The 15244-nt window shown below is 64.2% G+C and carries 12 protein-coding genes; 7 read left to right on the forward strand and 5 right to left on the reverse strand.

The features are described from left to right. The first annotated feature begins 59 nt into the window (after positions 1-59). The gene (locus ACWDTF_RS20105) at positions 60-1091 is read left to right on the forward strand and encodes a YihY/virulence factor BrkB family protein (protein ID WP_355278054.1); all 1032 of its coding nucleotides are present in this window, start codon (positions 60-62) and stop codon (positions 1089-1091) included. 85 nt (positions 1092-1176) lie between these two features. Here ACWDTF_RS20105 and ACWDTF_RS20110 read toward each other — a convergent pair whose 3' ends face one another. The 5 genes from ACWDTF_RS20110 to ACWDTF_RS20130 all read right to left on the reverse strand — a co-directional run bounded on the left by ACWDTF_RS20110 (position 1177) and on the right by ACWDTF_RS20130 (position 8344). Further along, complete coding sequence (locus ACWDTF_RS20110; RefSeq protein ID WP_355278051.1) at positions 1177-3369, reverse strand: 3-hydroxyacyl-CoA dehydrogenase NAD-binding domain-containing protein; 2193 nt, start codon at positions 3367-3369, stop codon at positions 1177-1179. Positions 3370-3378: 9 nt separating this feature from the next. Further along, complete coding sequence (locus ACWDTF_RS20115; protein WP_355278048.1) at positions 3379-4590, reverse strand: acetyl-CoA C-acetyltransferase; 1212 nt, start codon at positions 4588-4590, stop codon at positions 3379-3381. 29 nt (positions 4591-4619) lie between these two features. Next, positions 4620-5762, reverse strand: coding sequence for an acyl-CoA dehydrogenase family protein (locus ACWDTF_RS20120; protein WP_355278045.1), 1143 nt, complete (start codon positions 5760-5762; stop codon positions 4620-4622). 20 nt (positions 5763-5782) lie between these two features. Beyond that, the gene (locus tag ACWDTF_RS20125) at positions 5783-7540 is read right to left on the reverse strand and encodes an AMP-dependent synthetase/ligase (protein ID WP_355278042.1); all 1758 of its coding nucleotides are present in this window, start codon (positions 7538-7540) and stop codon (positions 5783-5785) included. 183 nt (positions 7541-7723) lie between these two features. After that, complete coding sequence (locus tag ACWDTF_RS20130) at positions 7724-8344, reverse strand: LGFP repeat-containing protein (protein ID WP_355278039.1); 621 nt, start codon at positions 8342-8344, stop codon at positions 7724-7726. Positions 8345-8628: 284 nt separating this feature from the next. Between ACWDTF_RS20130 and ACWDTF_RS20135 the strand changes: the two genes are divergently transcribed. The 6 genes from ACWDTF_RS20135 to glgX all read left to right on the forward strand — a co-directional run bounded on the left by ACWDTF_RS20135 (position 8629) and on the right by glgX (position 15032). Further along, positions 8629-9927 (forward strand): ammonium transporter, encoded by a 1299-nt coding sequence (locus ACWDTF_RS20135; protein WP_355278037.1) that lies wholly within the window; start codon positions 8629-8631, stop codon positions 9925-9927. Between the two features lie 131 nt (positions 9928-10058). Continuing rightward, on the forward strand, positions 10059-10859 hold the full coding sequence (locus tag ACWDTF_RS20140; RefSeq protein ID WP_355278034.1) for a crotonase/enoyl-CoA hydratase family protein: 801 nt from the start codon (positions 10059-10061) through the stop codon (positions 10857-10859). 178 nt (positions 10860-11037) lie between these two features. Further along, positions 11038-11631 carry a dihydrofolate reductase family protein gene (locus ACWDTF_RS20145; protein ID WP_240857227.1) on the forward strand — a complete coding sequence of 198 codons (594 nt, stop codon included), beginning with the start codon at positions 11038-11040 and terminating at the stop codon, positions 11629-11631. An 89-nt stretch (positions 11632-11720) separates the two neighbouring features. Beyond that, complete coding sequence (locus ACWDTF_RS20150) at positions 11721-12851, forward strand: lipase family protein (RefSeq protein ID WP_240857228.1); 1131 nt, start codon at positions 11721-11723, stop codon at positions 12849-12851. 13 nt (positions 12852-12864) lie between these two features. Further along, positions 12865-13581 carry a hypothetical protein gene (locus ACWDTF_RS20155; RefSeq protein WP_355278031.1) on the forward strand — a complete coding sequence of 239 codons (717 nt, stop codon included), beginning with the start codon at positions 12865-12867 and terminating at the stop codon, positions 13579-13581. After that, complete coding sequence (gene glgX / locus ACWDTF_RS20160) at positions 13512-15032, forward strand: glycogen debranching protein GlgX (RefSeq protein ID WP_449754925.1); 1521 nt, start codon at positions 13512-13514, stop codon at positions 15030-15032. Before ACWDTF_RS20155 ends, glgX begins: the two co-directional genes overlap by 70 nt. Positions 15033-15244 lie beyond the last annotated feature (212 nt).

The following is a 15244-nucleotide window of genomic DNA, read 5'->3' on the forward strand; positions in this document are numbered from 1 at the left end:
GAAACGCAGCAGGTCACATCAGTGGTCAGCCGACGGGTGGTTCGAGGAAGGTGGTGTGGGTGTCGCTGTCGGATCGCGTCGACGGCTTTCAGCGCCGCTATCCGGCGAGTGGATTCCCGCTGGGCGTCGCCTACAAGTTCTTCGATGACCAGGGCGGCTACCTCGCCGCGCTCATCACCTACTACGGCTTCATCTCCCTGTTCCCGCTGCTGCTGGTGTTCACCTCGGTGCTGGGCATCGTGCTCGACGACAATCCCGAACTTCAGAAGGAGATCGTCGACTCGGCGCTGAGTCAGATACCGGTGATCGGCGATCAGTTGAGCGAACCCGGACAGCTCTCCGGCAGTACGACGGCGGTGGCGATCGGTATCGTCGGTGCCGTTTACGGCGCCCTCGGCGTATCGGTTGCCATCCAGAATGCGATGAACATCGTGTGGGCGGTCCCCCGCAACGAGCGTCCGAATCCCATCCAGGTGAGGATCAAGGGCGCGATGCTGCTGTCCACGGTCGGACTGGCGATCATCGGCCTCACCGTGCTCAACGGCGTGATCGCGGCAATCAACCTCGGAGCAGATGGTCGGGTTCTCACGATCCTCGGTTCGCTGGTCCTCTACACCGCGGTGTTCATCGTCGGCTTCCGGTTCGGAACGAGCCGCTCGGTGAGCACCCGCGATGTGCTGCCCGGCGCACTGATTGCGTCCGTCGGATGGCAGGCCTTACAGACATTCGGGACCCTGTTCGTCCAGCGCTTCATCGCCAATTCCAGTGCCACCAGTGGTGTTTTCGCGGTCGTCCTCGGCCTTCTCGCGTTCTTGTACATCGCGTCGGTGATGGTGGTGGTGTGCCTCGAGTTCAACGTCGTGCGCGTCGACAACCTCTATCCACGGTCGCTGCTCACCCCGTTCACCGACAACGTGATCCTCACTCCCGGCGACGAGGCCGCCTACTCCGCGCAGGCACGAGCCCAGCGCAGCAAAGGATTCCAGGAAATCGACGTCACCTTCGACAACCCGGCCGGAGACGATCGAGCGGATGCGTCGAGATCCGATCAGCACCCAACCGCCCGAGAAGGGTCCTCTCCCGACGGCTGAGGTGAGTCTCTCGGCTAGCGCCTCGAGCACCACAGGGAGCGGATGGTGGCTGATGTCGTATGTGTAACTCAGGTGGGCTTGCGGGTCAGGCCAGTGGTGTCCCCTCCGCTGCACGCAGTCGCAAAGACTCGGCGACGAGGAATCGGTCGCCGTACCTTTCCTGCAATTGGTCTGCGCGAGCGACGAATCCGGCGATACCGACCCCGTTGCGCGAATCGCTGTACTGGTCGATGTATTGGAGGGCGCCACCGGTCCAGGCCGGGTAGCCGATGCCCATGATGGAGCCGATGTTGGCCTCGGCGACCGATCCGATGACGCCATCGTCGTAGCAGGCGTAGGCCTCCAGTGCCGCGGCCACCAGCATGCGATCCTTGGCGTCGTCGAAGGGGATGTCGGCGTCGGGGTTCCAGTACTCGGCGGCCAGTGTCGGCCACAGCCCGAGTCGCTTGCCCGCTGGTCCGTCGTAGTCGTAGAAGCCGCGGCCTTCGAGTCGGCCGGGACGGTCGAATTCCTCGAGCATACGGTCGACGAGCGGATAGGACGCACTCGTGATGAACGGAATACCACGTTGCTGTGCGTCGGCGATGAAGCCGGCTCGGATCTTGGCAATGGTCTTCATGTTGATCTCGTCGAACAGGGTGAGCGCGCCGGCGGGGAATCCGGCTTGCAGCGAGGCTTGTTCGGCGCTGGCCGGATGCATCCCCTCGGCGACCAGCGACAGGGCTTCGTCGACGAATTTGGCGATGACCCGGTTGGCGTAGAAGCCGTAGACGTCACGCACCACGATCGGCGTCTTGCGGATCTGCTGCACGAAATCCAGTGCTCGAGCCAATGATTCATCGGAAGTGTTCTCCCCGACCACGATCTCCACCAGCGGCATCTTGTCCACCGGCAAGAAGAAGTGCAGGCCGATGACATCCTCCGGGCGGCTGACCGCGCTCGACATCTCCTTGATCGGCAGGGCCGAGGTGTTCGATGCGAGCAGCGCGTCGGCGCTGGAGTAGGTTTCGACCTCGGCGAGGACCTTCTTCTTGAGTTCGACGTCCTCGAACACGGCCTCGACGACGAAGTCGGCGCCCTTGACGTCGGCGATGTCGGCGGTGGCCAGGATGCGGCCGAGAATCTCATCGCGAGCCGTTGCGGTCATGCGCCCCTTGGCGACTGCCTTGTCGAGAAGGCCGCGTGAGTAGTCCTTGCCACGTTCGGCGCCTTCGATCGTGATGTCACGCAAGACGACATCAATACCCGCGCGAGCGGCGACGTAGGCGATGGCCGCGCCCATCATGCCCGCGCCCAGAACGGCGACCTTCTCGGCCGTTCGTGTCGGGATGCCCGACGGCCGCGCGCTGCCCTTGTTGACCGCGTTCAGGTCAAAGAACAGCGCCTTGATCATGTTGGTGGAGATCTGGCCGCAGATCAGGTGGGCGCAGTAGCGGGTTTCGATGGCGAAGGCGGTGTCGATGTCGACTTGAGCGCCCTCGACCGCGGTGGCCAGCACCGAGATCGGGGCCGGCATCGGCGCACCCTTGAGCTGTTTGCGCACGTTCGCCGGAAACGCGGGCAACTGAGCCGCGAGCGCCGGGGATGCCGGAGTGCCACCGGGGATCGTGTAGCCCTTGCGATCCCACGGCTGGGTCGCATCCGGGTTGGCCAAAATCCACGCCTTGGCGCCGGCGATCATCTGTTCCGGTGAGTCGGCGACCGCGTCGATGACACCCACCGACAGCGCCTTGGCCGGCGTCATCCGCTGGCCCTGGCCTACGACGTTGAGCACGGCGCCCACGATGCCGAGCATCCGCACCACCCGGGTGACCCCACCGGCACCCGGGAGCACACCCAACGTCACCTCGGGCAGGCCGAGGAGACTGCCCTTCTTGTCCAGCGCGATCCGATGGTGAGTGGCCAACGCGACCTCGAACCCACCGCCCAGCGCGGTGCCGTTGATCGCCGAGACGACGGGCCGTCCCAAGGTCTCGAGGCGACGGAACGACTCCTTGAAGTGGTCGAGGCCGGCCGAGATCTCGGCGACATCGCCGGGACCGGAGTTCATCAGTTTGTTCAGGTCGCCGCCGGCGAAGAAGGTGTCTTTGCCGGAGGTGACGACGACACCGGTGATGGAGTCCTTCTCGGCTTCCAAACGCTCGACTGTTTCACGCAAAGCAGTCGCCATGGCGTCGGTCATGGTGTTCGTCGGCTGCGACGGATCATCGATGGTGAGGGTGACAATGTCGTCGGCGTCGACAGACCAGCCGATGATGTCAGAAGCAGTGGTGCGCACGGTGTCTCCTCAGACGCGTTCGATGATGGTGGCGACGCCCATGCCGCCGCCGATGCACAGGGTGATCAAAGCGCGGCGCGCGCCGCGGCGTTCGAGTTCGTCGACCATCGTTCCGGTCAGCATCGCCCCGGTCGCCCCGAGTGGATGGCCCATCGCGATGGCACCCCCGTTCACGTTGATGGTCTCGTCGTCGATACCGAAGTGCTTCTGGTAGTTGAGGACCACCGACGCGAAGGCTTCGTTCAACTCGAACAGATCGATGTCGGCGACAGTGAGTCCGGCCTTGGCCAGCACCTTCTCGGTTGCCGGTACCGGACCGGTCAACATGATGGTGGAATCGGCACCGCTGGTGGCCGCCGCCACCACGCGCGCGCGTGGCGTCAGACCCGCTGCCCTACCAGCAGTTTCGCTACCGACGAGCACGAGCGCCGAACCATCGGCGATGCCCGAGGAGTTGCCCGCGTGATGAGCGTGGTCGATGGATTCAACCCAGTGGTACTTCTGCAACGCGACGGCGTCGAACCCGCCCAGGTTGCCCATGTCGGCAAATGACGGCCGCAGACCCGCCAGCGCCTCGGCGGTGGTGTCACCGCGGACGAGCTCGTCGTGATCGAGCACCACCGATCCGTTCAGATCACGCACCGGGACAATCGACTTGGCGAAGAATCCGCCCGAGATCGCGGCGGCAGCACGCTGTTGGGACTGCACCGCATACGCGTCGACATCGTCACGGGTGAACCCGTTGACCGTGGCGATGAGGTCCGCGGCGACACCCTGCGGAATGAAGTAGGTGCCGTAGTTGGTGGCCGGATCCAACGGCCATGCACCGCCGTCGGAGCCCAGTGGGATCCGGGACATCGACTCGACGCCCCCGGCCAGCACCAGATCGTCCCAGCCGGAGGCGACCTTCTGGGCAGCGACGTTGACCGCTTCCAGACCCGATCCGCAGAAGCGGTTGAGCTGCACGCCCCCGACGGAATCGGGCAGCCCAGCCGCCAGTGCGGCGGTTTTCGCGACGTCACCACCCTGGTCACCGATCGGTGACACCACACCGAGGACGACGTCGTCGATCGTGGCGGGGTCGAGTTGCGGGTGCCGCGTACGCAACTCATCGATCAGTCCGACGATCAGATCGATCGGCTTGATGCCGTGCAGGGAACCGGTCTTCTTGCCGCGGCCGCGCGGCGTGCGAATTGCTTCGTAGATGAAGGCGTCAGTCATGGCGATGTCCTCGAGAATGATGGTGGGTATCAGAGCAGCCGGGCGATGAGGTCTTTCATCACCTCGTTGGCACCGGCGTAGATCTTGGCGATGCGGCCGTCGACGAACAGCCGCGCGATCGGGTACTCCTCCATGTATCCGTACCCGCCGTGCAACTGCAGACAACGGTCCACGACCTGCGTCTGCTGTTCGGAACACCACAGCTTGATCATCGCGGCCCGCTTGACATCGAGTTCGCCTCGGAGGTGACGATCCACGGCGTCGGTGACGAACGCTCGCATCACCTCCAGCGTGGTCGCGATCTCGGCGAGTTCGAACCGCGTGTTCTGCAATTTGAACAGCGGCTTCCCAAAGGCCTCGCGTTCGCGAACATAGGCAAGCGTCTGCTCGTAGGCGCTCTCCACCGCACCGAGCGCGGCGCAACCGACGATCAGACGCTCCTGCGGCAACTGCTGCATCAACTGGATGAAGCCCGTGCCTTCGGTGCCGCCCAACAGATTCTCGGCGGGCACGCGTAGACCGTCGAAGAACAGTTCGGTGGTGTCCTGACCCTTCTGCCCGATCTTCTTCAACTTGCGGCCACGCTCGAAACCCGTTGTGTCATCACCGACCTCGGCAACCAACAGCGACAACCCCGACGCGCCCTGGCTGGGATCGGTCTTGGCCGCAATGATGATCAGATCACACGTCGCACCGTTGGAGATGAACGTCTTGGCACCCGAGATCACATACTCGTCGCCGTCACGGATCGCGCGGGTCTTGATCGACTGCAGATCCGAGCCGGTACCAGGTTCGGTCATCGCAATCGCGCCGATCCATTCACCACTGGCCAACTTCGGAATCCACCGACGCTTCTGCGCCTCACCGGCATACGCGAGGAGATAGTGCGGCACGATGCCGGTGTGCACACCCAACTGCATCGAGATCTCACCACCGCGGGCCTGCTCATGAAACAGCACTGCCTCGTGTGCGAAAGTCGCTCCCCCACCGCCGTATTCCTCCGGCACCGACATACACAGCAGGCCCAGCTCTCCTGCCCGCCGATACAGTGCCCGATCGGGCTGGCCGGCGGCCGCGAACTCCTCGTAGCGCGGCGCGACCTCCTTGGTGAAGAACTCACGTGCCAGGCTCGTGAGATCGGCCAGTTCCGCGTCGAGATCAGTGGTCGTCATGGTGGTGTTCTCCCCTGTGGTCACTTGGTGTAGAGCGCGTCGATCTGATCGGCGTACTTCTTCGCGATCGGTGTGCGCTTGAGCTTCATCGTCGGTGTCAGCTCGTCGCCGCCGGGCATCCAATAGGTCGGCAGGACCTGCCAGTTCCGGATGTGTTCCACCCGGGAAAGGCGTGAATTGGCCTGGGCTACTGCTTTTTCGATGGCCGCGGTGACGGCCGGATGTGCCGACAATGCGTCGACGTCGGCACCGTCGAGCCCGTTGGAGGCAGCGAATGCCGTTGCGGCATCGGGGTCGAGTGTGATCAGCGCCGAGACGAACGGTCGGTTGTCGCCGATGGCTGCCACGGTCCCGATCAGCGGGCTCGCCGCTTTCAGCGCGCCCTCGATGTTGCTGGGCGACATGTTCTTTCCGCCGGAATTGATGATCAATTCCTTCTTGCGATCAATGATCGTCAGGTAGCCGTTCTCGAGCGTGCCGATGTCGCCCGTGTGAATCCACCCGTCGGCATCCAGAGTCTGTGTCGTCCGCTGCGGATCGTTGCGATATCCGCGCATGACACCGGCACCGCGTACCAAGATCTCACCATCGTCGGCCAAGCGGAGTTCGGTGCCAGGGATGGGCTTACCGACCGATCCGTACCGAGGCGCGTGGATTGGATTCACCGTGGTGACCGCAGACGTCTCCGACATACCCCACGCTTCCATCACCGGAATACCCAGTGCCAGCATGAAAGTCAGCGCTTCGGTGTCAATGGGCGCGGCACCCGACACCGCGGCGGTGAGCGAATCGAGGCCGAGTTTGGCCCGCAGCTTGCCGAGCACGAGACGATCGGCGACGGTCGCGGCGATCCGATCTACCGGCGACAGGGGCCGGCCGTCGATGATCGCCTGGGCGCGTTGGCGGCCGGCGCCGACCGCCCAGCGCGCGAGCGCTCCCTTGGGGCCTTCCTCGGCGGCCAGAGTCATCTCGATGCTGCCCTTGATCTTGTACCAGAGCATCGGCACCGCGACGAAGAAGGTGGGGCGCACCTGCGCCAACGTGGCGACCAGCGTCTTGGGGTCGGCGACGTCGACGACCTCGCTGCCGAAGTACATCGGCGCGTACTGACAGATCCAGCGATTGATCAGGTGCGCGTCGGGCAGGTAGGACACCACCCGGCCGCGGGCGAGGTCGCCGATCACGTCGACGACAACCCCGAGCTGATACAGGAGGTTGGCGTGCGTGAGTTCGACGCCCTTGGGGTTACCCGTGGTCCCGCTGGTGTAGATGAGGGTCAGCACGTCGTCGGCCTGGACAGCTCGCCACGAGGCGTCGAAGTCGAAATCGGCTGGCGCGCTGAGCTGTTCGATGTCGCCAAGGGTTTGCACGTCGTCCATCGACGCGCCGTCCACGCTGACGATGACAGCGTCTTCGGGTGCCGCATCGCGCACGCGTTGCAGGAACTGCGATTCGGTGACGACGACCTTGGGCTCGGCATTGGTGAACAGGTACTGGATCTGCGGCGTGGCATTGGTGTTGTAGATCGAGAATCCGATCGCCCCAAGATGCATCGCGGCCGCGTCGATCACATGGAACTCGGGCCGGTTGGTGAGCATGATGCCCACCGTGTCGCCGCGGCCTACTCCGAGCGCGGCCAGCCCTGCCGCAACCGTGCGGACGCGGAGTCCGTACTCGCGCCACGTGAGCGCTGTGGTGCCGTCCGCAGTGCGGATCGCAACCTCGGCGCCGAGTTCATCGACCTGCCGCTGGAAATGAGTACAGAGGGTCTCGGACATGGTCTCCCTGGTTTCTCGCCGAACACCCGGGTATGGCCCGGGATGCACTGTTTGCGGGGTTTCTGTTGACGCAACGCCAACAAAGCTAGCATCATTTGGCACGGTGTCAACAATTGTCCGAGGTAGACACGACTGCGCCCACCCGCGGTTACGCGGATGGGCGCAGTCGGTTGATCGGTATCGCTACTTCGCGGGCACGACCTTCCCGTTCACGGTGACCTCGACAGTGTCGGTTGCGGAGGTCCAGGTGATCTTGCCGTTCTCGAAGGTCGACGTCTTCACGCCGTTCTCCTCGGTCTCGTCACTGGTGGCGACGCCGAGCGGTCCTTGTGAACCACCTTTGCCGTCGGCTGCGGGATTGCCGGATTCGTCACGCGGCACATTCCATGCGTCGCGGATCTTGCCCCACGTGACGTACGCCGGCGTTCCCGCGTCACCATTCTTGGCGGTGATCACGCCGCCGGTGAACTGTTGGAACACCACGCCGTTGGAGCCGGTGCCGGACGCGTTGGGCCCGGTCAGGGGCGCACCGAGGTCGGTCTTCTGCTTCTCGGTGGCGGCCTGGTACTTCACCGCGATGGGGCCGGTGAGTGTCACGCTGCTGCCGTCGGCTGCGGTGAGCGCAACCGTCTGTCCCTGTCCGGACATGTCGCCGGACGATGGCGCCCCACTCTGGGTGGTCATCATCGCCGACGATGACGCCGACGCATCACTGCTGTCGTCGTCGCTACATCCCGCGACGACGATAACGGCAATGGCGGCCGCGGCCGCTGCACCGACGATCCTCGTCCCCCGCCTCCGCATTGGCCTGGCTTCTTGAATGGTCTGCTGCATGATTCCCTTTCGGTTTCTCTGAGCACTTGCCACGGGCATGCGCGCCCCCCGTCGCACGAGACCCTTAGCCACCCTAAGCGAAGTTTGTGGACGAGTATTCGATGTTTACCGAATTGTTGGCTTGCGGTCGTGCGGCGGCTCCGAGCCGGCGTCTGCGGCGATAGTCCGAAATGTCCTATTCGCAGGTAGATGCACTGCAGCACACCAAAATCGACCGCTACACTTTCGATTCTCAGACGCGACGGAAGGTGGCCATGTTCCCGAAGTACGGAATCCCCGACGGCGCGAACACTGCATGGCTGTTGGCAGCGTTCGCCCTGGTTCTGCTGATGACGCCGGCTTTGGCGCTCTTCTACGGCGGGATGGTGCGCTCCAAGAGTGTGCTCAACATGATGATGATGTGCCTGTCGGCCATCCCCATCGTGTGGATCATCTGGGTGATCTTCGGTTACTCGCTGGCGTTCGGAACCGACCACGGTGGGTTGATCGGGAGCCTCAGCTCCTTCCCCGGCCTCGAACACACCTACGGACACGACGACGCACATCCCGACGGAATACCGCTTGTCGGAACCATCCCGGCCATCCTTTTCGTCGCGTTCCAGGCCGGATTCGCCATGGTGACCGTCGCCCTCATCGCGGGCGCGGTCGCCGACCGTATGCGATTTGTGGCGTGGGTGATCTTCGCCGCGGTGTGGTCGGTCCTGGTCTACATACCCATCGCGCACTGGGTCTTCAGCGCGCCGGGCCTGACCGAGGCCGACGGCGGCTGGATCGTCTCCGACCTCAAGGCGATCGACTTCGCGGGCGGCACGGCAGTCGAGATCAACTCCGGTGCTTCGGCATTGATTCTTGCACTCCTCCTCGGTCGTCGAAATGGATGGCCCAAGGATCCGATGCGGCCGCACAACCTGCCCTTCGTGATGCTCGGCGCAGGCCTGCTGTGGTTCGGATGGTTCGGGTTCAACGCGGGTTCGGCCCTCGCCGCCGACGGATCGGCCGCGCTCGTCGCGGCCAACACCCTCGGAGCCGGTGCTGCGTCGATGGTCGCCTGGCTGATCGTCGAACAAGTACGTCATGGCCGCCCGACCTCATTCGGTGCCGCATCGGGTGTGGTCGCCGGTCTTGTCGCAATCACCCCGGCCTGCTCGTCGGTGACACCGATCGGGGCGCTGGCAGTGGGCGCGGTGGCGGGCGCGGTGAGCTCGTACGCCATCGAACTGAAGTTCCGCTGGCGCTACGACGATTCGCTCGACGTCGTGGGCGTCCACTTCGTCGGTGGTGTGGTCGGCACACTGATGATCGGTTTGGTGGCATCGAAGAACACACCGGCCGGCGTCGACGGGCTGTTCTATGGCGGCGGTCTGGACCAGTTGTGGCGCCAGGCGGTCGCGGTGATCGCCGTACTCTCCTATGCGGCGATCGTCACCGGGATCATCGGGCTCGCGCTGAAGTACACGATCGGTCTGCGTGCCGATCGCCAACACGAGGTCGACGGAATCGACGACGCCCAGCACGCCGAGTCCGCGTACGACTTCTATAGCGCGGGACGCTGATCCGACGAGGTCTCGCTGACCTGAGCAGATGTCAGCAACACCGCTGGCGTCTGCGCGTAGGCGGATTTGCCTCGGCTCCCGCGCCGGGTTCGTAGGATTGCGTCGACCACGTCGACGGGAGACTGACCGAGATGACCGACAAGCGAATCGTCCTGGAGATCGACGACAACGGCGTCGCAACCGTGACGTTGAACCGCGCCGAGAAGCACAACGCGCTCGACCGCGCGATGTTCGATGCACTCCTCGACGTCACGGCCCGTCTCGCGACGCAGCCCCGGGTTCGCGCGGTCGTCCTGCACGGCGCGGGCAAGAGCTTCTGCTCGGGACTGGATGTTTCGAGTCTCGGAGAGGGCGGTGGCGCGTCGTCGTTGCTGACCCGAGAAGACGGTCACGCGGCCAACGATGCCCAGCGGGTGTCGGTCGATTGGGGCCGTATCCCGGCGCCGGTGATCGCCGCGATCACCGGCAACTGCTTCGGCGGCGGCCTGCAGATGGCTCTTGGCGCCGACATCCGGTACGCCACCCCGGACGCGCGACTGTCGATCATGGAGGTGAAGTGGGGGCTGGTACCGGACATGGGCATCACCCAAACGCTGCCGCGGCTCGTGTCCGCCGACGTCGCCAAGGAGTTGACCTTCACCGGCCGCATTCTCAGCGGCACCGAGGCCCACGAGCTCGGACTGGTCACACGTGTGGTGGAGGATCCGCTCGGAGCGGCACTCGAACTGGCCCGCGAGATCGCGAGCAAGTCTCCGGACGCCGTACGCGCGGCGAAACGACTGTACGACGAGACCTGGAATGGCACGGATCCCGCCAGGGCCCTTCTGTTGGAGAGTGAGCTCCAGGTCGGCCTGATGGGTTCGCCCAATCAACTCGAAGCGGTCCGAGCCGGATTCGATAGTCGCACACCGAACTTCGCCGATCCCGACTGAGCAGAGGCAACAACGCTTTCGGGGCGGACCTCCACTGTCTGCCGATAATGGGGTTGTGGCGAAAATGGGGTTGTGGGTTGTGTGCAGGCCGCGCTAGCGTGTCTGCATGGTTTGATCTCACGTCAACACGGTCCGCATCCCTCCGACATCACCTCCGACGTGAGAGAGCTGTATCCCATTGCGCAAGTTGATCTATTTCGTGGCGTCGACCCTTGACGGCTTCATTGCCGGAACCGATGGCGCCGACCCATCCACGTCCATCTTCGATCCTTCGGGCGCCCACGCCGGCCCACTGATGGCCGAATATCCGGAGATGATTCCGGGACATGTACGGTCCGTCTTGGGCGTCGAGGGCGTACCGAACAAGCACTTCGACACCATTCTGGAAGGCCGTGGATCATACGAGATCGGGACGGCCGCCGGTATCGGCGACGCGTATCCGCATCTACGCCACCTGGTGTTCTCGACAACTCTGGACTCGACGTCGGACCCGGCGGTCGAGTTGGTCGGTTCCGCCGCCGTCGACCGGGTCCGAGCGCTGAAAGACGAGCAGGGCCTGGATATTTGGCTCTGTGGAGGTGGCTGCATGGCGGCGTCGTTGCGCGACGAGATCGACGAGATCCACCTGAAGCTCTACCCTGTGGTACTTGGTGACGGTATCCCCTTGTTCGGACGCGTACCCGGGGGTGAATCGGAGATTGATCGATTCACGTTGAACGGTGCGCGAGTCTTCGACAGTGGCGTCGCCCTGATGACCTACGCCCGGGCATAACCAGCTGAAACCGGGCCGCACGGTCGCCGGGCAGCGTAGCGTTCGACCGTATGAGAGCACAGTCCGGTTCTCGAGGTCTTGTCGCGGCGATGGCTGTAGTGGTGGCAGTCGTCGCGGCAATGGTCGCTTCGTCGACTCTCGTGTTCGCCGCGCCCGCCGCATCCGCCCTGCGTGTCGGAACAGTGCTGCGCACGTCCGCAATTGCGCCAGACCATCTGCCGAGCGGTGCCGCTCGTGGGTATCGGTTGCTGTATGTGACACAGGATCAGAACGGTCGACGGGTCACCAGTACAGGCGCTCTGTATCTGCCGGCGGGCGCTCCCCCGTCGGGCGGCTGGCCGGTCTACTCGTGGGCGCATGGGACGAGTGGCATCGGTGACCGGTGCTCGCCCAGCATCGTCAGGGGCAGCGTCCGGGACCGGCTGGAGCCGGGGATCGCGCATGCGTTGAAGGTCGGCTATGCGGTGACCGCGTCGGACTATCCGGGATTGGGTAGCGGAGGCGTGGCGGAGTATCTGGGCGGCCGGGCAGAGGGTTCGGCGGTCATCGACATGATCCGGGCGTCTCGCGCGACAGTCCCTGCGCTGTCACGGCGATGGGTGTCCAGTGGCCACTCACAGGGTGGGCACGCTGCGCTGTGGGCTGCCTACCTGGCGCCGCGGTACGCGCCCGAACTGGCATTGAAAGGCACCGTGGCGATCGCACCCGCGTCGCAGATCGAAAACGTCATTCCCCTGTTGCTGCCGGGAACGCCAGATCTCGGTCGGTACAACGGATTCGCCGGTCTGGCCCTCTACGTGCTCTCCGGGCTCGAGCACGCACGAGCAGACCTGAACGTCGATGACCGGCTTACTCCGGCCGGCCGCTCGTGGGTGGCGCGAGTCCGCAATCTCTGTGTGGGGCAACTCGCTTCGGCCCTGCGTGAGGTCACCCCGGGAACGCTCGTCGCGAAGCCGTTGACCGACCCGGCCTTCGTCGCAGCACTGCGCGACTACACCACTGTGCCCGCGGGTGGCTACGGCACACCGGTGCTGATCGAGCACGGCGACTCCGACCTGACCATTCCGATGCCGTTCAGTGTGGCACTCACCGCGCAGATGCGCGCCGCAGGCACCGACGTCCGACTCATCACCTACCCGGGGCAGGGCCATCCCGGCGTCACCCGCGCCGGAATGATGGATGCCTTCAGCGCAATCAGCAGGTACTTCGCCGCGCCGTGATCGAATTGACGTCGTGACCCAAGCGCATCCGCACGGCGATGAACTACTGAAGCCACACACTTCGCGCACGACGGCGGCGGGGCATCCATCGCCACTGGGAGCGACGCCCGCTTTCGGCGGGGTGAACTTCGCGCTGTACTCGGCACACGCCACCGCCGTGTTCCTGCTGCTGTACGACGCGGCCGACGAGAACCCCACCGATGTCATTGCACTGGACGGTCCGGCCGAGGGCACCTGGCACGTGCATGTTGACGGCGTGCGACCTGGGCAGCTCTACGCATACCGCGTCGACGGGCCCTACGAACCCGCTGCGGGACTGCGTTTCAATCCGGCCAAAGTGGTGCTCGATCCATACGCCAAGGCGGTCACCGGAAAGTTCCGCAATATCGACAATCTCCTGCTCGCCTACGACCCGGCGGTGGGTCCCGCGGAACTCACTCTCGATCAACGGGATTCGAATTCGGTGGTACCGAAGGCCGTGGTCGTCGACGACGACGCCTTCGACTGGCGCGACGACACCGCACCGGACATTGTGCTGGAAGAACTGATCATCTACGAAGTGCACGCGAAAGGATTCACCGCCACCCATCGTCGGGGGTCGGCGCGCCCGGAACCTATCTCGGATTCGTCGAGAAGATCCCCTACCTCGTCGAGCTGGGCATCAACGCGGTCGAGTTGCTGCCGGTACACGAGTACTACGTCGACGACTTCCTCGTCGACCGAGGGTTGACGAACTACTGGGGTTACAACAGCATCGGGTTCTTCGCGCCCGAGTCCTCGTACGCCACCGGAACGAGTCCGGGATGTCAGGTCGACGAGTTCAAGACGCTGGTGCGCGGACTGCATGCGGCCGGCATCAAGGTGATTCTGGATGTGGTGTTCAATCACTCCGGCGAAGGTAACGAGATGGGGCCGACGATGTCGTTGCGCGGCATCGACAATCCGAGTTACTACCTCCTCACCGGTTCTGACGATGAGCCCGGTCGCTATTACATGAATTTCAGTGGCTGCGGCAACACCCTCGACTTCAGCAGTCCGGCCGTCATCTCCCTGGTGTTGGACTCGTTGCGCTATTGGGTGCAGCAGATGCACGTCGACGGCTTCCGGTTCGATCTGGCCGCCGTACTGGGGCGGGCCGGCGACAATGACGGTTTCGAGGCCCACGCCCCGTTTTTCGAGGCCGTGCGGAGCGATCCTGTGCTCGCCCAGTCGGTTCTGATCGCCGAACCGTGGGACACCGGGACATATCAGGTGGGGAACTTTCCACTCGGTTGGTCGGAGTGGAACGGCCGGTTCCGAGATACCATGCGGCGCTTCGTCAAAGGCGACGACGGACAATTGCCCGATCTGGGACGACGCCTCACGGGTTCTGCCGATCTGTACGCCGACGACGGTCGCACTGCCTACAACAGCATCAACTTCATCACCTGCCACGACGGCTTCACACTGAACGATCTGGTCTCCTTTGACACCAAACACAACGAGGCGAACGGTGAGCAGAACCGGGACGGCTCTGACGACAACAACTCGTGGAACTGCGGAGTCGAGGGCGACACCGACGACCACGAGATCACCTTCCTGCGCCGCCAACTCGTGAAGAACCACCTGTGTCGCCTGCTGTTCTCCGCCGGGACACCCATGCTGCTCGGCGGCGACGAATTTCTACGCACGCAACACGGCAACAACAACGCCTACTGCCAGGACAACGAGATCTCTTGGTTCGATTGGGATCTGGTGGAACGCAACCGCGACATCCTCGAATTCGCCAAACGCGCGATCTCACTGACCCGACGATTCAAGACGCTCCAACATGCCAAATACGTTCTCGGAGCGAACAATGACGCGGGGCTCGTGGATGAGCTGACGTGGTTCGGACCGGACGGTAACCTGCCCGACTGGTCGAACCCGCACGCACACACACTGTGTTTCCAACTCGACACCGCCGACGCGGTGCCACACGCCGGCATCTCGTCGCTGTACCTGATCCTCAACGCCGATCACCAGAACGCCTGGATTGTGTTGCCGCAGTTGACCGACGGACAGAGCTGGTATCGCGTGGTCGACACCAGCCTGCCCGCCGGCGAGGACTTTGCCGATCCTGGTAGCGAAGTGCTGGTGGATCCGGACGACCACTATCTGGCCAGCGCCCGCGCGGCGGTGATTCTGGCCGCGCGAGCGTGAGTCGACAGCAGCCCCATCCGTTCCCTGAGCCTGGATCCGTGAGGGGCCCCTTCCGGTCCCTGAGGTGCGAGCGGAGCGAGCCTCGAAGGGCGCAGGTGCGACGACAACGTCATCTCGCCAGGGCTAATGGGGGTGGATCGGTTCCCGATGGGATGCTGGTCCACTGTGAGCCTGCCCCGCCGGTGACCACTATGACTAGGGCTGAAACCACG

Source organism: Gordonia sp. NPDC003422 (assembly GCF_053588675.1).